This is a genomic window from Pseudomonas sp. App30, from assembly GCF_047947025.1.
Classification (GTDB): Bacteria; Pseudomonadota; Gammaproteobacteria; order Pseudomonadales; family Pseudomonadaceae; genus Aquipseudomonas.
Map to the genome: position 1 here is coordinate 3,752,976 of NZ_CP133165.1, position 24,525 is coordinate 3,777,500.

Consider the following 24,525-nt stretch of genomic DNA (forward strand, 5'->3'; position numbering starts at 1 on the left):
GGGGCCGCTATCATTCGCGGCAACTTCCTTGGGGTATGACTGATGCTTAACGGCCTTTGGCTCGGCTTTTTCGTGGTGGCGGCGATCTCCGCCCTGGCCCAATGGCTGGTGGGTGGCAACGCCGGCATCTTCGCGGCCATGGTGGAAAGCATCTTCGCCATGGCCAAGCTGTCGGTCGAGGTGATGGTGCTGCTGTTCGGCACCCTGACCCTGTGGTTGGGCTTCCTGCGCATTGCCGAAAAGGCCGGCATCGTTGACTGGCTGGCCAAGGTGCTGGGCCCGCTGTTCGCCCGGCTGATGCCCGAAGTGCCCCGTGGCCACCCTGCCCTGGGCCTGATTACCCTGAACTTTGCTGCCAACGCCCTGGGGCTGGACAACGCCGCCACGCCCATTGGCCTCAAGGCCATGCGCTCGCTGCAGGAGCTGAACCCCAGCACCACCACCGCCAGCAACGCGCAGATCCTGTTCCTGGTGCTCAACGCCTCGTCGATGACGCTGCTGCCGGTGACCATCTTCATGTACCGCGCCCAGCAGGGCGCGCTGGACCCGACCCTGGTGTTCCTGCCCATCCTGCTGGCTACCAGCGCCTCCACCCTGGTGGGCCTGCTGTCGGTGGCGGTGATGCAGCGCCTGCGCCTGTGGGACCCGGTGGTGCTGGCCTACCTGATTCCCGGCGCGCTGCTGCTGGGCGCGTTCATGGCCCTGCTGGCGGGCATGTCGGCGGCGGCGCTGGCCAGCCTGTCGTCGATCCTGGGCAACCTGACGCTGTTCGGCCTGATCATGCTGTTCCTGGTCATCGGCGCGCTACGCAAGGTCAAGGTCTATGAAACCTTCGTGGAGGGCGCCAAGGAAGGCTTCGACGTGGCCAAGAACCTGCTGCCGTACCTGGTGGCGATGCTCTGCGCCATCGGCGTGCTGCGCGCCTCCGGGGCCCTGGAGTTCGGCCTCGATGGCATTCGCCATGTGGTGCAGTGGCTGGGCCTGGACACCCGCTTCGTCGACGCCCTGCCCACCGCCATGGTCAAGCCGTTCTCCGGCAGCGCCGCGCGGGCCATGCTGATCGAGACCATGCAGAGCAAGGGCGTGGACAGCTTCCCGGCGCTGGTGGCCGCCACCATCCAGGGCAGCACCGAGACCACTTTCTACGTGCTGGCCGTGTACTTCGGCGCCGTGGGCATCCAGCGGGCCCGCCACGCCGTGGGCTGCGCGCTGCTGGCAGAGTTCTCCGGCGTAGTGGCGGCCATTGCCGTGTGCTACTGGTTCTTCGGCGCCACGGCGGCCTGAGCCAGGGTCCATTCGATCACCTGGGCGCTGAGGCGGTCGCTGGCCTGGCCGAAGGCGGCGACCACGTTCGGCACCGCAGTGCCTGCTACCGCCTGGCTGACCTCGAAGCGGCGGCTTGCGAGGATACGCTGGCTGCGGCCATCCACCAGCCGTGCATCCAGGCGCACGCGCACGCTGACGCCGCCGGCGGCGTATTCACTCTGGAATGCCTGCAACTGCCCACCCAGCTCGAAATCCGCCTGCACGGTGCTGTCGTCGTTGCTCAGGCCGCGCAGGCGGCCGTCGCTGATGAAGGCGTCGAGCAGGCGGTTGCGCAGCAGCACCGGCGCCGGGTCGCTCCAGCGCGCGCCTTTGTAGCTGCTCACCACGTCGCCCTGGGGCAGCACAGCGATGCGCGGGCTGTTCAGGGCATCACCGGCCTGGGGTTTGCCGATGCGCAGCGTCCAGGGCAGGCTGGGGCCGCCGTGGGCCGTGGTTGCGGCAGTGGGCAGGCGGTAGACGTCGGCCGGCTCGGCCTTGGGCAGGATCGAGCAGGCGGCCAGCAGGCCGATGACCAGGCCCAGGGCCATCCCACGCAGCACGGCACTCATGGTTCAAACTCCTTGTTCTGGTCGCGGCCCAGCAGGTAGCCGCCGGGGTTGGCCTGCAGCCGTTGGGTGATGGCCTTCAGCGCAGTGAGGGTGTCGCGCAGCTCGCGAATCGCTGGCGCGAGCTGGTTCAGGCCTTGCAGGCCGCCATTGACGGCGTCGCGGTTGTTCGCCAGAAGCCCGTTGAGCGTGGCGGCGCTCTGCTGCAGCGACTGCATCGCCTGTTGGGCGCTGCCCATGGCCTGGCGGCCCTGCTGGTTGAGCAGGCCGTTGGCGTTGTGCACCAGCTGGCCGGCCTGGTTCAGGGTGCCCGCCGCCTGGCTGATGGCCTGGCGGATGTCGTCGCGCTGGGCGGCGATGCTGCCGGTCACCTGTTCCATGTGTTCCAGGGTGGCGCTGAAGCGGTCGACGTTTTCCGCCGACAGCAGGCGGTTGGCGTTGGCCAGCAGCTGGTTGACGCTGGCCATCAGGTCGTTGCTGTTGGTCAGCAGGCGGGCGATGGGCGACGGCGAGGCGACGATCACCGGCAGGCGGCCCTTGTCGCCCGTAAGCGTCGGGCTTTGCGGGGTGCCGCCGCTGAGCTGGATGATCGAGGTGCCGGTGATGCCGTTGAGCGCCAGCTTGGCGAGGGTGTCCTGCTTGACCGGGGTTTCGCCGGTCAGGCGGATGCGGGCCAGCACCCGGCGCGGGTCTTGCGGGTCCAGGCGCAGCTGGGTGACATCGCCGACCTTGATGCCGCTGTACTGCACCGAGCTGCCGCGGGACAGGCCGGTGACGGCTTCGTTGAACACCACCTCGTAGTCGTTGAAGGCGCTGTCGACGCTGGATTTGGCCAGCCACAGGCCGAACAGCAAGGCGCCGACCACCACCAGCACGGTGAACAGGCCGATCAACACGTGATGGGCGCGGGTTTCCATGTCACACCTCGCTGTGCGTCGAAGCAGCCTGCCACGCTGCCCGGCCGCGGGGGCCGTGAAAGTATTCGTGAATCCACGGGTCTGGCGTGGCGGCCACCTTGGCGATGGGCGCGGCCACCAGCACGCGCTTCTGCGACAGCACGGCCACGCGGTCGGTGATGGTGTAGAGGGTGTCCAGGTCGTGGGTGACCAGGAACACACTCAGGCCCAGGGCGTCGCGCAGGGTCAGGATCAGCTGGTCGAAGGCGGCGGCGCCGATGGGGTCGAGGCCGGCGGTGGGCTCGTCGAGGAACAGGATGTCCGGGTCCAGCGCCAAGGCCCGGGCCAGTGCGGCGCGCTTGATCATGCCGCCCGACAGCGACGCCGGGTATTTGTTGGCTGCCGACAGCGGCAAGCCGGCCAGGGCCAGCTTCACGCAGGCCAGGTGCTCGGCGTCGGCGCGGCTCAGGCCGGCGTGCTCGATCAGTGGCAGGGCGACGTTCTCGGTCACCGTCAGCGAGGAAAACAGCGCGCCTTTCTGGAACAGCACGCCGAAGCGCCGTTCCACCTGGGAGCGGCCCTGGTCGTCGAGGCTGGCGAGGTCCTGGCCCAGCACCTGGATGTTGCCTTCGTCGGGGCGGCGCAGGCCGACGATGCTGCGCAGCAGCACCGACTTGCCGCTGCCCGAGCCACCCACCACCGCAAGGATCTCGCCGCGGTTGAGGTCCAGGTCCAGGTGTTCATGCACCACCTGGCGGCCGAAGCGGTTGCACAGGCCGCGCACCTTGATCACCGGGACGTTGGGCGCCGCTACAGTCCAGTTCACCAGCGTATCTCCATGAAAAACAGCGCGGCCACGGCGTCCAGCACGATCACCACGAAAATCGACTGCACCACGCTGGAGGTGGTGTGCGCGCCCACCGATTCGGCGCTGCCGCTGACCTTGAAGCCTTCCAGGCAGCCGATGGCGGCGATGATGAAGGCGAACACCGGGGCCTTCACCAGGCCCACCAGGAAATGCTGCACGCTGATGTCGGCCTGTAGCTTGGACAGGAACATGGCCGGGGAAATCCCCAGGGACAGCGCGCACACCACGCCACCACCGACGATGCCGCAGAGCATGGCCAGGAAGGTCAGCGCCGGCAGTGCCACCAGCAACGCCAGCACCCGGGGCACCACCAGCAGCTCCATAGGGTCGAGGCCCAGGGTGCGGATGGCGTCGATTTCCTCGTTGGCCTTCATCGAGCCGATCTGCGCGGTGAAGGCGCTGGCGGTGCGGCCGGCCATCAATATGGCCGTCAGCAGCACGCCGAATTCGCGCAGGAACGAGAACGCCACCAGGTTGACCGTGAAGATGCTGGCGCCGAAGTTGGCCAGGATGGTGGCGCCGAGGAAGGCCACCACGGCGCCCACCAGGAAGGTCAGCAGGGCGACGATGGGCGCGGCGTCCAGGCCGGTCTGCTCGATGTGCGCGACCACTGCCGTGGTACGCCAGCGCCGCGGGCGCAACAGGCCGCGGGCCAGGGTCTCGAGGATCAGGCCGATGAAGCCCAGCAGCTGCAGGGTGTCCTGCCACACGGTGTACACCGCAGTGCCGATGCGGCTGAGCAGCTGCACGGTGATGTTGCGTTCGGGCTCCTTCAGCGGCTCGCAGAAGTCCTGCATCGAGCGGTACACCGTCTGCAGCAGGGCGCGGCTTGCGCCCGGCAGGTGCACGGCCGTCTCGGCCAGGCCGCCCAGGCGCTCGGCGCCCAGCAGTTCCACCAGCAGCGAAGCACCGGCGGTGTCGATGGCGCCCAGCTGGTCGAGGTTGATGGGGGTGCTGGCGTCGTACTGGCCGGCGAGCTGGCGGGTCAGCTGGCGCAGGTGTGCATAGTGGCGAAGCGTCCAGTCACCGCTGATGCGCAGGCGCGGTGGCTGCGTGCTGGTGTCCAGGAAGGCTTGGCCGCCGGCTGCAAGAATAGTCATGCACACGAGCGTAGCAGCTGCCGCCAGGCTGCGTCGGGAGCGGCGCGGTGGGCCAGGAGGTGCGCGGCGGCTGGGACGCGGCCTTGCGGCCGCTGCTACAGGGCCTCGTTACTGGGGCGGGGTATCGTCGGTGACCTTGAAGCGCAGCATGCCGATCATCTGGCCGTCTTCGGTGAGGATTTGCACCTGCCACTTGCCCACCGGGTTGGCCGGCAGGTTCATTTTGTGGGTCCAGGCGCGGTAGCCTTCGTCGCGGCCGCCGTGGATGTCGAGGGGGATGCGGTCGACTTCCTGGCCGTTGAATTTCCACACGTGGTAGATGCGCTCTTCCAGCCCGCGCGGGGCGTTGATGGCGGTGTAGGCGTACAGGCCGTTGGCGCGCACCTGGCTGGCCGAGACGTTCTTGATGCTGTCGCCGTGGGTGCGGTTGGCGTTGTCCATTTCCAGGGTCACCGCCGACTCGGTGATCCACAGCGTGGCCGGCGGCACCCAGGAGCGCATCATCCAGCCGCAACCGCCCACCGCCAGGGTCGCCAGCACCAGGGCCACGCCGCGGCGCCAGTGGTTGATGGGGAAGCTGGCGGCCAGGCTCGGGAACGACAGCAGCATGGCGGTGCCCAGCGCCCATTCGTAGCTTTGCGAGGTGGTGAGGTGCAGGATGATCGGCAGCGCGGTGAGCATCGAGGCGAACAGCGTCAGCGTGTGCATGGCCAGGAACAGCCAGCGCCGCGGGGCCACGAACCTGTAGTACAGCGGGTCGGTGATCGACGCCAGGCCGGCCAGGGTCAGCAGCCCGGTGAACACCAGCTGGCCGCTGTTCCACGTGGTCGTGGTGTAGAAAAACGGCAGCACGAAGAACAGGCTTTCCTGGTGGATCATCTGCGTCGCGTAACGCAGCAGCGGCTCCGGAATCTCGCGCTTGAAGCGCCGGCTGAACCAGCGCGTGGCGCTCTGCTCGACCATCAGCCACACCCAGCTCACCAGCATCAGCACGGCGATCCAGCTGGCCAGCTTGGCCTGGCGGTCCACCAAGATGAAGCTGCCGATGCCCGTGATGAAGCCGCCCAGGGCGATCACCCCGGGGTAGCGCTTGATGAGTTCGATGATGCGCAGGATCAGTAAGGGCATTTCGGCGGTCTTGGCAGGTGCTGGAAAAAACGCCGCCAAGGATACCCCCTTGCCTCCTTGATTGCGCAACTAGTGCCTTTTGTTGTGCCGCAATGCGCCCCAGCCGAGCACGGCCAAGCCAGCCAACACCAGTACGACAACGCCCAGGCTGTAGAGTTGGTCGTAGCTGAGCAGCGGTTGTTCGATGCGCACGTAGCCGGGGCCCTTGAACACCTGGCGCATGGCCGCGTCGGCCTGGGCCAGGGTGACCTTGCGCAGGTCGCGGGCCGGGTCTTCGAAGCGGCCGTTGGCGTAGCTGGACAAGGCGTTCCAGTAGAAGTCGGCCAGCTGGCTGTTGCCCTGCACGCTCCAGGCCTGGCGGGAAATGGTGGCCTGGCGCAGGCGTTCGAAGGTGGCGGCGTCGAGGCCGTCTTTCTTCAGCCGGGCGATCATTTCGGCCACCAACTGGCGGGCGCGGTCGACGTCGGCGCGGTCCAGGTCGGCGTTCAGGCTCAGCAGGCCGGTGTCGCCCATGGCTTCGCGCTGGCTCCAGGGGCCGTAGGACAATTCGTGGTCAAGCCGCAGTTCCTTGTACAGCGCCCACTCCATGTACACCTGCACCAGGTCCAGGGCAGCGTCGGGCACGTCATCGTTGAGCTCCGGTTCGGGGAAGAACCAGTGCAGCTTGGCGCCGTCGCCCAGCCAGCCGAGGCTGAGGGTGCGTTGCTGGGCTGCGCTGTGTAGGGTGACGGGGATGTCCGGGTGGTCGGTGGGCTTGACCGCGTCCAAGCTTGCCCAGGTGCGCTCAAGGTAGGCCGGCAGCACTTTGTCTAGGCCGCCGACCACGATCAGGGTCATGTTGTTGGGCGCGTACCAATGCTTGCGCACGGCTTCCACCTGGGCCAGGGTCATGTCGCGCACCGGCGAGCGCTCGGTGCATTTGAGGCCCAGCTCCATGGCCAGCTGGTCGCTGGCGGCATGGCCCACGCCCTGCTTGTCCAGCCAGCGCTGCAGGTGCGAGTAGTGGCCGCCGTCCTCGCGCTCGACGATGCGCCGGGAAATGTCCAGGGCCTTCTCGTCGATGGTGGTCTTGGTCACCACCTCCAGCAGCAGGTCCAGCACCTTGCGCTGGTTGGCGGCGGGCGCCTCGATGACGAAGGTGGTGTCGTTGTCGCTGGTGAAGGCGTTCCACTCGCCGCCCAGCGCCTGCATGCGCTCTTCCAGGCCGCCTTCGCCGCTGCCGTCGATGCCGCTGAACAGCAGGTGCTCGAGCAGGTGCGGCAGCTCGCGCTCGTTGCAGGCGAAGTCATCGAAGCCCACGCCCACCACCAGGCGGATGGCCACGTGGCTGCGGTCATCGCCGGGCTTCATCAGCACCTGCAGGCCGTTGGGCAGCAGGTAGCCTTCTACCTTGTAGCGATCCAGGGCCTGGCTTTGGGTGCAGCTGAACAAAAGGCAAAGCAACAGCAGACAACGCATGGGAAGCTTCCTGCGGGAACCGGCTCAGACTGTGAAACAGACTGCCGGGGGCAGCGGACGTTCAAGGCGAATGCGCATCGTCGGGAACAGCATCGGTTTGCAGGGCTCCGGTATCAATGTTTTCCAGCACCACGTAGGCGCTGCCACAGAACAGCGAATTCAGCCGCTTCATGTCGGCGATCAGCTCCAGGTGCAGCGAGCTGGTTTCAATGCTTTGTACCACTTTGCGCTGCAGGCGGCTCACGTGGGCATGGGCCAGGCGACGCTCCTGGGCACGGAAACGGCGTTTTTCCCGCAACAGCTGGCGCGCGCTTTCCGGGTCGCCGCTGAGGAACACCGACAGGCCCAGGCGCAGGTTGGCCATGAGCTGGTTGTGCAGCCCGGCCAGCTCTTCCAGGCCCACCTCGGAAAACTCGCGGCGCTGGGAGGTCTTCTGCTGCTGGATCTTGCGCAGCATGCGTTCGATCAGGTCGCTGGCCAGCTTGAGGTTGATGGCCAGTTCGATGATTTCCGCCCAGCGCCGGCTGTCCTGCTCGCTGAGGTCTTCGCGGGGCATCTGCGCCAGGTACAGCTTGATGGCGCTGTACAGCACTTCGACGTCCTCGCCCTGGCTGCGCACCGCCTGGGTCACGGCAGTCTGGCTGCCGCGCAGCACGTTGAGGGCAGCGCCGAGCATGCTTTCCACCAGGTCGCCGATGCGCAGGGTCTCGCGCACCGCGTTGGCCAGCGCCAGGCTGGGGGTTTCCAGGGCGGTGAGGTCCAGGTGCCGTGGCTTGGCGGTGCCGTTGGCGTCCTCGCGCTGGGGCAGCAGCCAGCTGCACAGCCGCGACATGGGGCCGACGGTGCCGAGCATCAGCAGGCAGCGCACGGTGTTGTAAAGCAGGTGGAAGCCGATGACCAGGCTGGTGGGGTCGTAGGTCAGGCTGTCCATCCAGTGCGCCAGCGGGTTGAGCACCGGCACGATCAGCAACAGGCCGATCAGCTTGTACAGCAGGCTGCCCAGCGCTACCTGCCGGCCAGCGGTGTTCTGCATGCTGGTGGAGAGGAAAGCCAGCAGGCCGCTGCCGATGTTGGCGCCAATCACCAGGCCAATCGCGACGGGCAGGCTGATCACGCCGGCTTCCGCCAGGGTGGCGGTGAGCAGCACGGCCGCGAGGCTGGAATAGGAGATCATGGCGAACAGCGCGCCGACGATGGCGTCGAGCAGGATGTCGCCGGTCAGCGAGGCAAACAGCACCTTCACGCCCTGGGCGTGGGTGATGGGCGCCGCGGCTTCGACGATCAGCTGCAAGGCCAGCACGATCAGGCCCAGGCCGATGCCCACGCGGCCCATCTGGCCGACGCGAGTCTGCTTGCGCGAGAGGAAGAAAATCACCCCGAGGAAGATCAGCAGCGGCGACAGCCACGACAGGTCGAACGTCAGCACCCGCGACATCAGCGCGGTACCGACGTCGGCGCCCAGCATGATCGCCAGCGCCGGCGTCAGGGTCATCAGGCCCTGGCCGACGAACGAGGTGGTGAGCATGGCGGTGGCGTTGCTGCTCTGCACCACGGCGGTCACCAGGATGCCGGCGATGAACGCCAGCGGTCGCTTGGACATGTTCTGGCTCAACAGGCGGCGCAGGTTTGAACCGTACACGCGCAGGATGCCCGTACGCACAATGTGCGTGCCCCAGATCAGCAGTGCCACTGCCGAAAGCAGATTGAGCAGGGTCAGCATGAAAAAGGCCCCCTGTGGAAGGCCCCCGAACACGGGGGTAGATGAATGTGCGGCAGCGTCAGTGTTAGTAAAAAACTTTTATGTGACGCTTGTTTAAGCTGTAGTCGGCCATGGGCCGTAGCGCCAGCATCGCACAAGAAATGCGCCGCTGAAACAAAACTGTAACATTTGCCTTATACCTCCGGGCACAAGACGAAAAAAGGGGCCCTGAAGGCCCCTTTCCGTGCAGCAGGCTTTGTTATTGACCTGCGTCCTGCTCGCGAAGTTTCTTCTTTTTCGCCATCGCGGTGCGCATCTTGATGTTGATGGCCTCCACCGCCAGCGAGAACGCCATGGCGAAATACACGTAGCCCTTGGGCACATGCACGTCGAAGGCCTCGGCGATCAGCACGGTGCCCACCACCAGCAGGAAGGACAGCGCCAGCATCTTCAGCGACGGGTGCTTGTCGATGAAATTGCTGATGGTGCCCGAGGCCAGCATCATCACCAGCACCGCGACGATGATCGCCGCGACCATCACCGGCACGTTGGAAACCATGCCCACGGCGGTGATCACTGAGTCCAGCGAGAACACGATGTCGATGATGGCGATCTGGATGATGGTGTAGAGGAAGTTGCCGCCCTTGCCTTTCGGCTCGTCGCCCTCCTCCTCTTCGCCTTCCATGCCCTGGTAGATCTCCTGGGAGCTTTTCCACAGCAGGAACAGGCCGCCGAAGAACAGGATCAGGTCACGGCCGGAAATGCCCTGGCCGAAGACCGTGAACAGGTCGCTGGTCAGGCGCATGACCCAGGTGATGGACAGCAGCAACAGGATCCGCGTGATCATCGCCAGTGCCAGGCCGAAGATCCGCGTACGCGGCTGCATGGCCTTGGGCATGCGGCTGACCAGGATCGAGATCATGATGATGTTGTCGATGCCCAGCACGATTTCCAGTGCGGTCAGGGTTAAAAAGGCAACCCAGAGTTCCGGGTTGGTCAGCCATTCCATGTGTTTTCCTTCGAGCGTTGTGAGGCGCACCGTGCAGTGCGGTGCGCCTTCGGTAGATAAAGCGTCAGGCGCTGCCGAACAGCGGGAACGTGCCCAGCAGCAGCGCGGCGAACATTATGCACAGGCATACCAGCACTGCCCACTTGAGGGTAAAACGCTGGTGGTCACCGAATTCGATGCCTGCCAGAGCGACCAGCAGGTAGGTGGAGGGTACCAGCGGGCTCAGCAAATGCACGGGCTGGCCGACGATCGAAGCCCTGGCCATGTCCACCGCGCTGATGCCGTAATGGCTGGCGGCTTCGGCCAGAACCGGTAACACCCCGTAATAAAATGCATCGTTGGACATGAAGAAGGTGAACGGCATGCTCACCAGCGCGGTGATTACTGCCAGGTACGGGCCCAGCGCATCCGGGATCACTGCCAGCAGGCTCTTGGACATGGCGTCGACCATGCCGGTGCCGCTGAGGATGCCGGTGAAAATGCCCGCGGCGAAAATCAGCCCCACCACCGCCAGCACGCTGCCGCTGTGGGCGGCGATACGCTCTTTCTGCATCTGCAGGCACGGGTAGTTGACGATCATGGCGATGCTGAAGGCGATCATGAACAGCACCGGCAGCGGCAGCAGGCCGGCGATCAGCGCGGCCATCAGCGCCAGGGTCAGGGCGCCGTTGAACCACAACAGCTTGGGGCGGCGTGCCTCGGGGAACTGTGACACGCTGATGTCGCCGTGGTCGGGCTCGTCGCCCGGCAGGTGCAACTCACCCAGGCGTGCGCGCTCTTTCTTGCCGTAGCCGTAGGCGATGGCCAGGATCGCCAGCACGCCGGCGAGCATGGCCGGGATCATCGGCACGAAGATCGCCGACGGGTCGACGTGCAAGGCGCTGGCGGCGCGGGCGGTGGGGCCGCCCCAGGGGGTCATGTTCATCACCCCGCCGGCGAGGATGATCAGCCCCGCCATGATCCGCGGGCTCATGCCCAGGCGGCTGTACAGCGGCAGCATCGCGGCCACGCAGATCATGTAGGTGGTGGCGCCGTCGCCGTCCAACGACACCACCAGCGCGAGTACGGCGGTGCCTACCGAGACCTTCAGCGGGTCACCTTTGACCAGCTTGAGGATTTTTCGCACGGCCGGGTCGAACAGGCCGGAGTCGATCATCAGGGCGAAGTACAGGATGGCGAACATCAGCATCACGCCGGTGGGCGCGAGCTTGGTGATGCCTTCGAGCATCATCGGCCCGATCTTGGGCCCGAAGCCGCCGAACAGGGCGAACAGGATGGGGATGATGATCAGCGCGATCAGCGCGGACAGGCGTTTGGTCATGATCAGGCACATGAACGTGATGACCATGGCGAAGCCAAGGAAAGTCAGCATGGGGGGTACTCCAGATGAGCTTCAGCGCAAGGCGCGCAGGCGATGGAGTACGGGCGAGCGGACAGCGTGGGGGTAAGGCATGCAGGGCATCAGGATCACCATTGTTGTTTTTGGTAGCGCCGGTCTGTGCCGGTGGTGATGGCGATGCTAGTGGTTGAAGCTTTCGGCAACCTTTCGAAGAAATACCCCGGTAGGAGCCGACCTTGGTCGCGATGGGGCCACGCCAGATTAGCGTTGGCGCCGTATCGCGACCAAGGTCGGCTCCTACCAGGTTGGTATCAGGGCAGGATCAGGCCGCCGGCCGCCTTGTGCAGGGTGCGCAGGTGGTCGGCCACCACCTTGATGTTGGCCTCGGTGGCGGCGATCTCGGCGGCGCGCGTGGGTTCGAGCAGCGCGCGTACTTCCTTGTCCAGGTCCACGCTCAGGGTCTGCAGCTGTTTCTGGCGCTGGGCGCTTTCCGATTCCAGGCGCTTGAACTCGGCCTTCTGCGGCAGGCCGTAGCCGCCACTGTCCAGCAATTCCGCCGGGCGGCTGAGGAAGCCGCTGTTGGCCAGCATGGCCTGCAGGGTCTTGTTGGCGTTGACCAGGCTGGTGTCGTTGGCGGCGCGGCCGTTCAGGTAGCGCTGCTTGACCTCGTCCTGGGCCAGCAGCAGTTGCCGGCGCAGGCTGGCCTGCTCCAGCAGCAGCAAGGCGGCGCTGGTGCGCAGGTCGGCCTTGGCAAACCACGGCTCGCGCTGCTTGGGCTCCAGGCCCATCCAGTCCTCGACCTTGTCCTGGGGGATGGGCAGCTGCTTCTTGAGGATGTCGAACATCGCCTGGTAGCGGTCGCGGTATGAATCGAAGCGGTAGCCCAGGCGCAGGGCTTCGCGCGGGTCCTTGAGCACGCTGGTGTCGGCGATGCCGCGGGCTTCCATCACCTGCAGCAGGCCGTTGGGCACGATGCTGTCGAGGTCGTCGAACTTGGCGTTGTGGGTGCCGGCGCGCAGCAGTTTCAGGGTTTCCACCGCGCAGTTGTTGGACACGAAGTAATAGTTGCCGTCGTAGCTCCAGTGCATCTCGGCGGCGTGGCGCACCAGCGACTCGATCTCGTTGCGGGTGAGCTTCAGCGGCACCGAGGCCAGGCTGCGCAGTTCGGTCTTGGTGTATTCGTCGATCACCTGGCCCAGGGGCAGCACGAACAGTCGCGACGGGTAGCCGCCGGTGAGGCCGCTCCAGGTGGACAGCTGCACGTCGTTGACGAAGGCGCGGTACGACAGCACCAGGCTGCGGTCCAGGTCCAGGCGGCAGTCCGGGCCGCGTGGCCGGCCGGGGGCGCAGATCACCAGGCGGATCATGCTGTGGCCCCAGCGGCTCACCCAGTTCTGGTTGGCCTCGGCCAGCAGGTAGTCCACCTCGTACACGCGCTCGGGGTCGATGCTGCCCAAGGGCGTGCGGCCGAAGTCATTGCCGGCGTTGAGGAACGGCAGGGCAGCCTGGCATGGGGTGGGGTTGGCCGGGGCCCAGCCGAAGTGGTTCTTGTAGTACTCGTACAGCTCCGGGCGGCGGCAGCCGTATTCGGGGTCCAGCAGGAAGTACTCCATGTTCACCGCCACGAATTCCAGCGGGTTGGTGACTTCATAGATGTCGGGGCTGCGCACGACCTGGCGGTTGGGGTCGTCGCGTTCGCCGCGCTTGCCGACCGATTGCGGCCAGCCGGCCAGGTCCAGCAGGCGCGGGTCGTCGCTGAGGGTGAAGCGGCGCTCGGTCTGGCCGCGGCATTCGCCCGGCAGGCCCACCTGGCCGAGGCTGGCGCTGTAGCGCTGGCAGCGGTTGAACAGAATACGGTCGGACTCGGGCCACAGGCGGGCGCGGTCGTAGATGTGGGTCAGCTCGTGCAGCACGGTGGCCAGCAGCTCTTCGCGCACGGTGCCGTGGGGGCGGTGAGTCTGGGTGGTGGCGGCGGTGCCATCCGTCAGGCTGGGCAGCAGCTTGACGTTGAGGTCGAGGCTGGAAACTGCCGCGGCCTGCCCGTAGGCGTTGTCGGGCATGTGCGCCGACCAGTCGACGTCGATGCGCCGGTCCAGCCGCTGCACGAAGCTGGGCGGCAGGTCGCGCATCGCTTCATCAAGCAACGCCTGGCTGGCCTGCTGTTGTTGCGCCGTCAGCCCTTCGGTCTGCAAGTGCAACTGCAAGGCGGCCTGCGCGCCCGTGCCAGTGAGCAACAGGGCGCAGGTCAGCAGCCAGGCGTTGAGGCACTTCACAGTGCGAGGATGGCCTGTGCGAGTTCCTGGTCGCTGGCGTCCTTGGCTTCCGGCACCTGGGCGCGCACGGCCACCAGGGCGGCTTCCAGTTGGGCGCCACGGATGGTGCCGTTGCTGGCCACGTAGCTGGCGGCGTCGTCCTGGGCGTCGCGTACCACTTTCGAGTCACGGATCGAGGTGGTGGTGTCGGAGGTGAAGTTGATGGTGCGGTTGGATGCACGCACGATCATGTTGCTGGTTTGCTGCAGGGTGTGCGCCGAAGCCACATCGGCCAGCAACAGCAGGCCCAGGGTGGCGGCAATCAACGGGGTACGCATGGGGGTGTCTCCAAGGACAGGGAGTAATTATTGGACGAGAATTGCCTGCGCCAGTTCAAGGTCGCTGGCATGAACGCCAGCGTGGTGCTGGCGCAGGTAACTGATCGCTGATTCCAGCCGCGCGCCGGCCAGTTGGCCGTCGGTGGCAACATAGGCCGCGGCGTCGTCCTGGGCGGCGCGCACCAGTTTGCGGTCGAACGGCGCAGTGGTCACCTGGCTGGTGATGTAGCCGCTGGCGACCACGCCCTGGGTGGTGGTGTCGAAGGCCAGGGCCTGGCACGACCAGGCGCTGGCGATCAGCGATGCAAGAGCAAGGAAACGGGAAAACGGAACACGCATAAGTCTAGAAACTACCTGACTGGCACTCGATCAGATGGCAACGATGGCCTGGGCCAGTTGCGCGTCGGTGGCCTGCAGCGCCGGGTTCTGCTGGCGGATGTAGGCGAACGCGCATTCCAGGCGTGCACCGCGTACGGCGCCCTGGCTGGCGACGAAGCTGGCGGCGTCGTCACGGGCCTCGAGCACGACCTTCTTGTCGCGCAGCGACGCGGTGGCGTCGGAGGTGGCGTCGCTGGTGGCCTTGGTGGCGCCCACGATGGCATCAGTGGTGACGATGAAGCTGGAGGCATGCGCGCCGCAGGACAGGGCCAGCAGCAGCGAGGCGCCAAGCAGACGGGAACGGATCATGGTCAATCTCCTGAGCGGACTAGGGCAAAAGTGCAGCACTTTACATCAGACGCACGTTGTACCGGCCGCGTTACGTCGCGGGTGCACGCGCATGTCAGACAATTGTTGCCGATTTAGTTCAGTGGGTGGAGATCTGAAACAGGAAGTTTCATATAATTTGAACTGTACTGGTGTTGTTGTGTGATTCACTGACTGTACCTGTAGCCGCTGCCGCCAGGCTGCGCTGGCCCTCCCCCACACTAAACATTTTCAGTGCATGCGAAGGCCAGCGCAGCCTTCGGCAGCGGCTACGAACCATTTAGCCAGGCCATAGAAACGACAAAGCCCGTCACTGTTGCCAGTGACGGGCTTCGATCGAATTCAGGTTGCTGGCAAAAACGGGCCAGCGGGGTGTTGCATCAGCGCCAGAAAGGCTTGCTCAGCTCTTCGCAACGCTGTGCTTCGCTGATACCAGCGTCGGCCAGCAGGCGGGCGTCCAGACGGGCCAGTTGATGGCGGCTGGCGATGCGGCGCTGCCACAGCATCAGGTTGCTGATAACGCGCAGTGGGAACGAAGTGCGGGTTTCTTCGGAGCTGTTCTGGAAAAGCAGGTCGGAACTGAGTGTACGTTCCATGGTTGACATCCTTCCGCTTGTGGCGGGCTTGGCTAGTTGGTTTCTACTGGTGCCTATGATCCTCCTGTGCAGTCAAGAAATGCAGGCACAGTTCATTTGTATTGTGAGGGTTCAGTTAACTGTTTAAGGGGACTGTTTGACCCAAAATCAGGCCAACTGTATCGGTCAGCACCTGAATGGTGCATTTTTGATCAATTTCGAGGTTTCGGAGGGGCTTGAGGCGGGACTTTTACCGGTACAGCAGTACAGATTTAGAAAGTATCTTTGAACAGTTGGGCAACTGATGCGCTATTGCCTTGCATCAGCTGCCAACTGTGTTGCCTCACACGGCCAGCATGCGCCCGGTTTCTTCCAGGTTGCTGTGCCATTGCAGGGCGTCGCGCAGGATGTGCGGGGTGTGGCCGCCACGGGCGCAGGCTGCTTCGAAGTACTCGTTCAGCGCGGCGCGGTAGCTTGGGTGCACGCAGTTGTCGATGATCGCCCGGGCGCGCTCGCGCGGCGCCAGGCCGCGCAGGTCGGCCAGGCCCACCTCGGTGACGAGGATGTCCACGTCATGTTCGGTGTGGTCGACGTGGCTGACCATGGGCACCACGCTGGAAATGGCGCCGCCCTTGGCGATCGACTTGGTGACGAAGATGGCCAGGTGGGCGTTGCGGGCAAAGTCGCCCGAGCCGCCGATGCCGTTCATCATTTTGGTCCCGCACACGTGGGTGGAGTTGACGTTGCCGTACAGGTCGAACTCCAATGCGGTGTTGATGCCGATGATGCCCAGGCGACGGATCACTTCCGGGTGGTTGGAGATTTCCTGCGGGCGCAGCACCAGGCGCGACTTGTAGCGGTTGAAGTCGCTGAACACCTCGGCGTGCTTCTTGGCCGACAGGGTCATGGAGCTGCCCGAGGCGAATTCCAGCTTGCCGGCGTCGAACAGGTCGAAGGTCGAGTCCTGCAGTACTTCGGAGTACATGGTCAGGTTCTCGAACGGCGAGTCCACCAGGCCGCACATCACGGCGTTGGCGATGGTGCCGATGCCCGCTTGCAGCGGCATCAGGCTGTTGGTCAGGCGCCCTTCGGCCACTTCGCTCTTGAAGAAGTCCACCAGGTGGTCGGCGATGGCCTGGGTCTCGTCGTCCGGCGGCAGCACGGTGGACGGCGAGTCGGGCTGGTTGCTGATGACGATGCCGACGATCTTCGCCGGGTCGATCTTCACCGCGCCGCTGCCGATGCGGCTGTCAGCCTTCAGCACCGGAATAGGCAGGCGCGTCGGGCGGTAGCTGGGGATGTAGACGTCGTGCAGGCCTTCGAGCTCCAGGGGCTGCGACAGGTTGATTTCGACGATCACTTCCTTCGCCAGGATGGCGAAGCTGGCGGAGTTGCCCACCGAGGTGCTGAGCACCAGATGGCCTTCCTCGGTGATAGCTACGCACTCGATCACGGCCAGGTCCACCGGCTTGATCTGGCGGTTGCGCAGCTGCTCGACGGTGTCGGACAGGTGCTGGTCGATGAACATCACCTTGCCGTCGTTGATGGCCTTGCGCAGGGTGCTGTCGACCTGGAACGGCATGCGCCGGGCCAGCACGCCGGCCTCGGTCAGCTGCTTGTCCAGGTCATTGCCCAGGCTGGCGCCGGTCATCAGGGTGATCTGCAGCGGTGTCTGCTTGGCGCGCTCGGCCAGTGCATGGGGCACGGCCTTGGCTTCGCCTGCGCGGGTAAAGCCGCTCATGCCGACGGTCATGCCGTCCTTGATCAGGGCAGCGGCATCAGCCGCACTCATCACCTTGCTCTGCAAGGCGTCCAAGCGGATACGGTCACGGTACATGTTTTGTTATCTCGGGTAGCGGAGCTGTTGCGCAGTCTAGTGATTTGAAAAAAATTCGTCCCACGACTTAGGTCGTAAACCCAGGCCGGCGGGGGCGTTTCTAAGACCAAGGTATATCGGAAATAAAAAACCCCAGCCTAACCAGCGCCGGGGTTTTGGGTATTGCCGTGGATCAAGCCGTCATTCGACAGCCTTGACCATGTCCTCGATGACCTTCTTCGCGTCACCGAACACCATCATGGTCTTGTCCAGGTAGAACAGTTCGTTGTCCAGGCCGGCGTAGCCGCTGGCCATCGAGCGCTTGTTGACGATGATGGTCTTGGCCTTGAAGGCTTCCAGGATCGGCATGCCGGCGATCGGCGACTTCGGATCGTTCTTGGCGGCAGGGTTGACCACGTCGTTGGCACCCAGCACCAGCACCACGTCGGCCTGGCCGAACTCGGAGTTGATGTCGTCCATCTCGAACACCTGGTCGTACGGCACTTCGGCCTCGGCCAGCAGTACGTTCATGTGGCCAGGCATACGGCCGGCAACCGGGTGGATCGCGTACTTCACGGTCACGCCGTTGTGGGTCAGCTTCTCGGTCAGCTCTTTCAGCGCGTGCTGGGCACGAGCCACTGCCAGGCCGTAGCCCGGGACGATGATCACGGTGTCGGCGTTGGTCAGCAGGAAGGTGGCGTCGTCAGCCGAACCGGATTTCACCGGGCGGGCTTCTTTCGAGCCGGCTGGGCCGCCAACGTCGGTCGCGCCGCCGAAGCCGCCGCCGATCACGTTGAAGAACGAGCGGTTCATGGCCTTGCACATGATGTACGACAGGATCGCACCCGACGAACCCACCAGGGAGCCGGCGATGATCAGCATCGAGTTGTTCAGCGAGAAGCCGATACCGGCGGCCGCCCAACCCGAGTAGCTGTTGAGCATCGACACGACTACCGGCATGTCGGCGCCGCCGATCGGGATGATGATCAGCACGCCCATCACGAACGCCAGGGCCAGCATCAGCGCGAAGGCGCCGTAGCTGCCGGTGAACATGAAGGTCAGGCCCAGGGCCAGGGTAGCCAGGCCCAATACCAGGTTCAGCTTGTGCTGACCGGCGAACTGTACCGGTGCGCCCTGGAACAGGCGGAACTTGTACTTGCCCGACAGCTTGCCGAAGGCGATCACCGAACCGGAGAAGGTGATGGCACCGATGGCCGCACCCAGGAACAGCTCAAGGCGGTTACCCGTAGGGATGGCGTCGCCCAGGGCCGGGACGATGCCCAGCGACTGTGGCTCGACCACGGCGGCAATGGCGATGAACACCGCGGCCAGGCCGATCATGCTGTGCATGAAGGCGACCAGCTCGGGCATCTTGGTCATTTCCACGCGCTTGGCCATGATCGAACCGGCGGTGCCGCCGACCAGCAGGCCGACGATCACGTAGGCGATACCGCCGGTAGCCAGCTCGGCGCCCAGCTTGTAGATCAGGCCAACGGTGGTCAGCACGGCCAGGGTCATGCCCAGCATGCCGAACATATTGCCGCGACGCGACGTGGTCGGGTGCGACAGGCCCTTGAGCGCCTGGATGAAGCAGATCGAGGCTACAAGGTACAGAAGAGTGACGAGGTTCATGCTCATGTTACTTTTTCACCTCGGCGGACGCTTTCGGCGCCTTCTTCTTGAACATTTCCAGCATGCGGCGCGTCACCAGGAAGCCACCGAATACGTTGACCGCGGCCAGGGCCACGGCCAGGGTGCCCATGATCTTGCCCAGCGGGGTCACGGTCAGGGCGGCAGCCAGCATGGCGCCAACGATGACGATGGCCGAGATGGCGTTGGTAACGGCCATCAGCGGGGTGTGCAGGGCAGGTGTGACGTTCCAGACCACGTGGTAGCCGACGTAGATCGCCAGCACGAAGATGATCAGGTTATAGACGCCGTGGGAGATCAGCATGTCTTCCATTGTTATTGTCCTCAGCCGTTCTTGCGGATGACTTGGCCGTCGCGGCACATCAGGCACGCAGCGACGATGTCGTCTTCAAGGTTGATCGTGAACTGGCCGTCCTTGTCGAACACCAGCTTCATGAAGTCCAGCAGGTTGCGTGCGTACAGCGCCGAGGCATCGGCACCGACCATGGCAGCCAGGTTGGTGGGGCCACAGATGATCACGCCGTTCTCGACCACTACCTGGTCGGCCACGGTCAGCGGGCAGTTGCCGCCTTGTGCGGCGGCCAGGTCGATGACCACCGAGCCTGGTTTCATCTGCGCGACGGTTTCGGCGCTCAGCAGGGTCGGCGCCTTGCGGCCCGGGATCAGCGCGGTGGTGATGACGATGTCGGAGGCCTTGGCGCGTTCGTGCACGGCCTGGGCCTGGCGCTGCATCCAGCTGGCCGGCATCGGGCGGGCGTAACCGCCGACGCCTTCGGCGCATTCGCGCTCTTCGTCCGTCTCGTACGGCACATCGATGAACTTGGCGCCCAGCGACTCGATCTGCTCCTTCACCGCAGGACGCACGTCCGACGCCTCGATCACCGCACCCAGGCGCTTGGCCGTGGCGATGGCCTGCAGGCCGGCAACACCGGCGCCCAGGATCAGCACGCGGGCAGCCTTCACGGTGCCGGCGGCGGTCATCAGCATAGGCATGAAGCGCGGGTAGTGATGGGCGGCCAGCAGCACGGCTTTATAGCCGGCGATGTTGGCCTGCGAGCTCAGCACGTCCAGGCTCTGCGCGCGGGAAGTACGCGGGGCGGCTTCCAGGGCAAAGGCGGTAATGCCGCGTTCGGCCATCTTGGCGATGGTTTCGTTGTTGAACGGGTTGAGCATGCCGACCAGAACGGTGCCGCTCTTGATCTGCGCCAGCTCTGCGTCGTTGGGGGCAACCACCTTCAGGATCAGCTCGGCACCGAAGGCATCGGCAGCGCTGCCAATGACTGCGCCGGCGGCTTCATAGGCGCTGTCGGTCACGCTGGCATTGACGCCGGCGCCACTCTGGACAGTGACCTTGTGGCCTTGGCCAATCAGTTTCTTGATGGTTTCCGGGGTTGCAGCAACCCGTGTTTCGCCCGTCTGCGTTTCGAGAGGAACACCAATGTGCACGTCAAATCTCCTGCTTGATCTTATTGAGTTAACCAGCGCACTACGGATGGCGCATCTGGGGCGGCCGATCAGCACGATCCCGCCTGATTGCGGCGGGGCGCGGCATTTTGCAGGCGTTATTGCAGGCCTTCAACCAGTTATGAAGGGTGACGGACGAAACACTACAAGTCACCCTGTGACCGATTGCCGCAACATACCCGGTCGAGCCCCGATGGCTCGGGCTTTCCAGCTTTTCTGTAGGGATTTAATATTTTTTTACATTGTTCCGGTGAATAGCGCGAAATGACCCGGAAAAAGGGCTGTAGGCCATGTAGAACGGGGTGTTCAGCAAATTTTACAGGCAGCCATACCAGTCTTCGTAAAAACGACATTTCCTTACATCTGTAGGTTTCCATGTTTATGGACTACATAGTTACTTTTGAGCCTTTTCCTTGATGCTCAACTACATAGCGAATCGACTCGGCCACCAGCCAATCACGAAACGCCTTCATCGAGGCGGATTCGACCTTGCGCTCGGCAATCATCAGGTAGTAAGCCTTGTGGCTAGCCAGCGCGTGGGCGTTGGCAACCACCAGCCTGCCCTCCTCCAGCTCGCGCTGGATCAGGAATGGCGGGATCAGCGCAATACCCATGTCGTGCATGGCAGCCTGGGAAAGCATGGAGAATAGTTCATAGCGCGGGCCTGTCATGTCGCGGCTCACGTTCATTCCCAGGCTGTTGAACCACTGGCGCCAGGCGTAGGGGCGCGTGGTCTGTTGCAGCAGTGGCAGCTGGGCGATGGCCTGGGCGTCAAGCTGTGCCCTGCCCGCCAACAGCGCCGGGCTGCACACCGGCACCGGGTTCTCGCCCATCAGCCGGTGGGCCTGGGTGCCGGGCCAGTCGGCGTCGCCGAAATAGATGGCGGCGTCGAAGGGGGTGTCGGCAAACAGGAATGGCCGGGTGCGGTTGGTGAGGTTCACCGTGATGTCCGGGTGCTCGCGCTGGAAGCCCTTGAGCCTGGGCAGCAGCCACTGGGTGCCAAAGGTGGGCACTACGGCCAGCTCGATGGTATTGCTGCCCTGCTGGCCCATCACCGACAGCGTGTCGCGTTCCACGGCGTCCAGCTGGGTGGCGACCTGGCGGCTGTAGGACAGGCCGGCCTCGGTCAGTTTCACGCCGCGGCGCGAACGCTGGAACAGTTCGACATTGAGGAACGCTTCCAGGCCGCCTATCTGCCGGCACACGGCGCCTTGGGTGAGGGAAAGCTCCTGGGCAGCCTTGGTAAAACTTTCGTGGCGCGCAGCGGCTTCGAAGCAGATGAGCGCGGTGGTGCTGGGGATTTTGCGGCGCATGTACGGCAACCTCACAAGTGGAGGCGCTTATTGGGCTTTTATCGCCTCTCGGAGTGAGAAATTAGCACAAGGCTATGCGAAATCCTCGTTTGTCCCCTGCCCTATCGGCGCCTAGCATCAAGGTATTCCTATTCATTTACGACGAGGACACTTCATGGGCGCCAAGGCCAGCTTCAATTGGATCGATCCGCTGCTGCTCGACCAGCAGCTCAGCGAAGAAGAACGCATGGTGCGCGACAGCGCCCAGCAGTTCGCCCAGGGCAAATTGGCGCCGCGGGTGCTGGAAGCGTTTCGTCACGAAAAGACCGACCCGGCCATCTTCCGCGAGATGGGCGAGATCGGCCTGCTGGGCGCGACCATTCCCGAGCAGTACGGCGGCAGCGGTCTCAACTACGTGTGCTACGGTCTGATTGCCCGTGAGGTGGAGCGTGTGGACTCCGGCTACCGCTCGATGATGAGCGTCCAGAGCTCGCTGGTGATGGTGCCGATCAACGAGTTCGGCACCGAGGCGCAGAAGCAGAAATACCTGCCCAAGCTGGCCAGTGGCGAGTGGATCGGCTGCTTCGGCCTGACCGAGCCCAACCATGGCTCCGACCCGGGCGCCATGATCACCCGTGCCCGCTCGGTGGAAGGCGGCTACCGCCTGACCGGCAGCAAGATGTGGATCACCAACAGCCCCATCGCCGATGTGTTTGTGGTGTGGGCCAAGGATGATGCCGGCGATATTCGTGGCTTCGTGCTGGAAAAGGGCTGGCAGGGCCTCAGCGCCCCTGCCATTCATGGCAAGGTCGGCCTGCGTGCATCCATCACCGGCGAGATCGTCATGGATAACGTGTTCGTCCCTGAAGAAAACATCTTCCCCGACGTGCGCGGCCTCAAGGGCCCGTTCACCTGCCTGAACTCGGCGCGTTACGGTATCTCATGGGGTGCGCTGGGTGCGGCAGAGTTCTGCTGGCACACCGCGCGCCAGTACACCCTGGATCGCCAGCAGTTTGGGCGCCCGTTGGCGGCCAACCAGCTGATCCAGAAGAAGCTGGCCGATATGCAGACCGAGATCACCCTGGCCCTGCAGGGTTGCCTGCGCCTGGGGCGCATGAAGGACGAAGGCACGGCGGCGGTGGAAATTACCTCGATCATGAAGCGCAACTCCTGCGGCAAGTCCCTGGACATCGCCCGGATGGCTCGCGACATGATGGGCGGCAACGGCATCTCCGATGAGTTCGGCGTGGCTCGTCACCTGGTCAACCTCGAGGTGGTCAACACCTATGAGGGCACCCATGACGTGCATGCACTGATCCTTGGGCGTGCGCAGACCGGCATCCAGGCGTTCTATTAATAGAAGGAGCCGGGCCATGGGTGCGCTATCACATCTTAGGGTGCTGGATTTGTCGCGTGTGCTGGCCGGCCCTTGGGCCGGGCAGATCCTCGCCGACCTGGGGGCCGAGGTCATCAAGGTCGAGCGCCCAGGCAACGGCGACGACACGCGCGCCTGGGGTCCGCCCTTCCTGCGCGATATAGAAGGCGAGAACACCAGCGAGGCTGCCTACTACCTGTCCGCCAACCGCAACAAGCAATCGGTGACCATCGATTTCACCCAGCCCGAGGGCCAGCGCCTGGTGCGCGAGCTGGCAGCGAAGTCGGATATCGTCATCGAGAACTTCAAGGTGGGTGGCCTGGCAGCCTATGGGTTGGACTATGCCTCGTTGCAGGCGGTGAACCCGCAGCTTATCTATTGCTCGATCACCGGCTTCGGCCAGACCGGCCCCTACGCCAAGCGCGCGGGCTATGACTTCATGATTCAGGGGCTGGGCGGGCTGATGAGCCTGACCGGTCGCCCCGAGGGAGATGAAGGCGCCGGGCCGGTGAAAGTCGGCGTGGCCTTGACCGACATCCTCACCGGCCTCTATTCCACCGTCGCCATCCTGGCCGCCCTCGCCCACCGTGACCAGCATGGCGGCGGCCAGCACATCGACATGGCGTTGCTGGACGTGCAGGTAGCCTGCCTGGCCAACCAGGCCATGAACTACCTCACCACCGGCGTGGCACCGAAACGGCTGGGCAATGCGCACCCTAATATAGTGCCGTATCAGGACTTTCCTACGGCCGATGGGGATTTCATCCTTACCGTGGGGAACGACAGCCAGTTCCGCAAGTTCGCCGAGGTGGCTGGGCAGCCGCAGTGGGCTGTTGATCCGCGTTTCCTGACCAACAAGCTGCGGGTGGCCAACCGTGCCGAATTGATCCCGCTGATTCGCCAGGCCACGGTGTTCAAGACCACGGCGCAGTGGGTGGCCCAGCTGGAGCAGGCAGGCGTGCCCTGCGGGCCGATCAATGATCTCGCCCAGGTGTTCGCCGATCCCCAGGTGCAGGCCCGCGGGCTGGCAGTGGAGCTGCCCCATGCCTTGGCGGGCATCGTCCCACAGGTGGCGTCCCCAATTCGGCTGTCGGAGACGCCAGTGGAGTACAGGCGTGCCCCGCCGCTGTTGGGGGAGCATACGGCGGAGGTGTTGGGGCGGGTGTTGGGGATTGGTGGGGAGGCGTTGGAGCGGTTGCGGGGGGATGGGGTGGTTTGAGGGGCTTCTATATATAGGTGGGGGATTGGGGGACGGCCGCCAGGTGCCAGTCGTTGTTTTTCTAGCGCCCTTGAGATCGAGCGCCGCCCGCGCGGCGCATCGCGGGCAAGCCCGGCTCCTACATCTGTTTCGGGCCAGTCATGGCAGTGCCATCACCTTGCCCGCCTTGTTTGCCCACTGCAAATCTCCATTGGTACCACCAAGGCGGCCCCGGGAGATGCCACTGACATAATTGGCCCGAAACAAACGGGTAGCACCGGCGGGGCGGCCATCCGCCGCAGGCCGGGTCGCGCCGCGCGGGCGGCGCTCGATCTCGTGAGGCATGAAATCCTCAAGGCATGCACCTGGTGGCCTTCATATGGTGGCCCGTGGGGAAGCTTTTGACTTTAAAGACAATTTGTTGAAAACAACGCTTGACGCCCCCGCAGATCTCTCTATAATTCGCCCCACTTCCGGCGCAACCGAAACGGA

The 24,525-nt window shown here is 64.6% G+C and carries 22 protein-coding genes; 3 read left to right on the top strand and 19 right to left on the bottom strand.

The window, feature by feature from the left end:
* The first annotated feature begins 42 nt into the window (after positions 1-42).
* Positions 43-1,284, top strand: coding sequence for a nucleoside recognition domain-containing protein (locus tag RAM80_RS17540; protein ID WP_416421750.1), 1,242 nt, complete (start codon positions 43-45; stop codon positions 1,282-1,284).
* Here the strand turns inward: RAM80_RS17540 and RAM80_RS17545 are convergent.
* The 19 genes from RAM80_RS17545 to RAM80_RS17635 form a co-directional block, all read right to left on the bottom strand.
* Positions 1,254-1,874, bottom strand: coding sequence for an ABC-type transport auxiliary lipoprotein family protein (locus tag RAM80_RS17545; protein ID WP_416421751.1), 621 nt, complete (start codon positions 1,872-1,874; stop codon positions 1,254-1,256). The genes RAM80_RS17540 and RAM80_RS17545 overlap by 31 nt on opposite strands.
* Positions 1,871-2,788 carry an MlaD family protein gene (locus RAM80_RS17550; protein WP_416421752.1) on the bottom strand — a complete coding sequence of 306 codons (918 nt, stop codon included), beginning with the start codon at positions 2,786-2,788 and terminating at the stop codon, positions 1,871-1,873. Before RAM80_RS17550 ends, RAM80_RS17545 begins: the two co-directional genes overlap by 4 nt.
* Before the next feature lies 1 nt (position 2,789).
* Complete coding sequence (locus RAM80_RS17555) at positions 2,790-3,560, bottom strand: ABC transporter ATP-binding protein (RefSeq protein WP_416427509.1); 771 nt, start codon at positions 3,558-3,560, stop codon at positions 2,790-2,792.
* Between the two features lie 29 nt (positions 3,561-3,589).
* Positions 3,590-4,735, bottom strand: a complete 1,146-nt coding sequence (locus RAM80_RS17560) for an ABC transporter permease (RefSeq protein ID WP_416421753.1) — start codon at positions 4,733-4,735, stop codon at positions 3,590-3,592.
* Between the two features lie 108 nt (positions 4,736-4,843).
* Positions 4,844-5,863: a DUF5924 family protein gene (locus RAM80_RS17565; protein ID WP_416421754.1), complete on the bottom strand. Its 1,020-nt coding sequence runs from the start codon at positions 5,861-5,863 to the stop codon at positions 4,844-4,846.
* 69 nt (positions 5,864-5,932) lie between these two features.
* On the bottom strand, positions 5,933-7,321 hold the full coding sequence (locus RAM80_RS17570; protein WP_416421755.1) for a M16 family metallopeptidase: 1,389 nt from the start codon (positions 7,319-7,321) through the stop codon (positions 5,933-5,935).
* Positions 7,322-7,382: 61 nt separating this feature from the next.
* A complete protein-coding gene (locus RAM80_RS17575) occupies positions 7,383-9,041 on the bottom strand; it encodes a Na/Pi cotransporter family protein (protein WP_416421756.1) in 1,659 nt (552 codons plus the stop codon).
* 238 nt (positions 9,042-9,279) lie between these two features.
* A complete protein-coding gene (locus RAM80_RS17580) occupies positions 9,280-10,029 on the bottom strand; it encodes a TerC family protein (RefSeq protein WP_416421757.1) in 750 nt (249 codons plus the stop codon).
* A gap of 64 nt (positions 10,030-10,093) precedes the next feature.
* On the bottom strand, positions 10,094-11,401 hold the full coding sequence (locus RAM80_RS17585; protein ID WP_416421758.1) for a CitMHS family transporter: 1,308 nt from the start codon (positions 11,399-11,401) through the stop codon (positions 10,094-10,096).
* Positions 11,402-11,679: 278 nt separating this feature from the next.
* The gene (locus RAM80_RS17590; RefSeq protein ID WP_416421759.1) at positions 11,680-13,641 is read right to left on the bottom strand and encodes a DUF4105 domain-containing protein; all 1,962 of its coding nucleotides are present in this window, start codon (positions 13,639-13,641) and stop codon (positions 11,680-11,682) included.
* Positions 13,638-13,958: a DUF2388 domain-containing protein gene (locus RAM80_RS17595; RefSeq protein ID WP_416421760.1), complete on the bottom strand. Its 321-nt coding sequence runs from the start codon at positions 13,956-13,958 to the stop codon at positions 13,638-13,640. The genes RAM80_RS17590 and RAM80_RS17595 overlap by 4 nt, the downstream gene beginning before the upstream one ends.
* A gap of 27 nt (positions 13,959-13,985) precedes the next feature.
* Positions 13,986-14,297 carry a DUF2388 domain-containing protein gene (locus RAM80_RS17600; protein ID WP_416421761.1) on the bottom strand — a complete coding sequence of 104 codons (312 nt, stop codon included), beginning with the start codon at positions 14,295-14,297 and terminating at the stop codon, positions 13,986-13,988.
* Positions 14,298-14,327: 30 nt separating this feature from the next.
* The gene (locus RAM80_RS17605; RefSeq protein ID WP_416421762.1) at positions 14,328-14,645 is read right to left on the bottom strand and encodes a DUF2388 domain-containing protein; all 318 of its coding nucleotides are present in this window, start codon (positions 14,643-14,645) and stop codon (positions 14,328-14,330) included.
* Positions 14,646-15,043: 398 nt separating this feature from the next.
* Positions 15,044-15,259: a DUF1127 domain-containing protein gene (locus tag RAM80_RS17610; RefSeq protein ID WP_416421763.1), complete on the bottom strand. Its 216-nt coding sequence runs from the start codon at positions 15,257-15,259 to the stop codon at positions 15,044-15,046.
* Positions 15,260-15,581: 322 nt separating this feature from the next.
* Positions 15,582-17,075, bottom strand: a complete 1,494-nt coding sequence (locus tag RAM80_RS17615) for an acetyl-CoA hydrolase/transferase family protein (protein WP_416421764.1) — start codon at positions 17,073-17,075, stop codon at positions 15,582-15,584.
* A gap of 180 nt (positions 17,076-17,255) precedes the next feature.
* Entirely contained in the window at positions 17,256-18,692 is a 1,437-nt protein-coding gene (locus RAM80_RS17620; protein WP_416421765.1) for an NAD(P)(+) transhydrogenase (Re/Si-specific) subunit beta, read from the bottom strand.
* 1 nt (position 18,693) lies between these two features.
* Entirely contained in the window at positions 18,694-19,017 is a 324-nt protein-coding gene (locus RAM80_RS17625) for an NAD(P) transhydrogenase subunit alpha (RefSeq protein ID WP_008367291.1), read from the bottom strand.
* An 11-nt stretch (positions 19,018-19,028) separates the two neighbouring features.
* Positions 19,029-20,150 carry a Re/Si-specific NAD(P)(+) transhydrogenase subunit alpha gene (locus RAM80_RS17630; protein ID WP_416421766.1) on the bottom strand — a complete coding sequence of 374 codons (1,122 nt, stop codon included), beginning with the start codon at positions 20,148-20,150 and terminating at the stop codon, positions 19,029-19,031.
* 404 nt (positions 20,151-20,554) lie between these two features.
* Complete coding sequence (locus tag RAM80_RS17635; protein WP_416421767.1) at positions 20,555-21,481, bottom strand: LysR family transcriptional regulator; 927 nt, start codon at positions 21,479-21,481, stop codon at positions 20,555-20,557.
* Positions 21,482-21,635: 154 nt separating this feature from the next.
* Between RAM80_RS17635 and RAM80_RS17640 the strand changes: the two genes are divergently transcribed.
* A complete protein-coding gene (locus RAM80_RS17640) occupies positions 21,636-22,817 on the top strand; it encodes an acyl-CoA dehydrogenase (protein ID WP_416421768.1) in 1,182 nt (393 codons plus the stop codon).
* A gap of 16 nt (positions 22,818-22,833) precedes the next feature.
* Positions 22,834-24,054, top strand: coding sequence for a CaiB/BaiF CoA transferase family protein (locus RAM80_RS17645; protein ID WP_416421769.1), 1,221 nt, complete (start codon positions 22,834-22,836; stop codon positions 24,052-24,054).
* Positions 24,055-24,525: the final 471 nt, after the last annotated feature.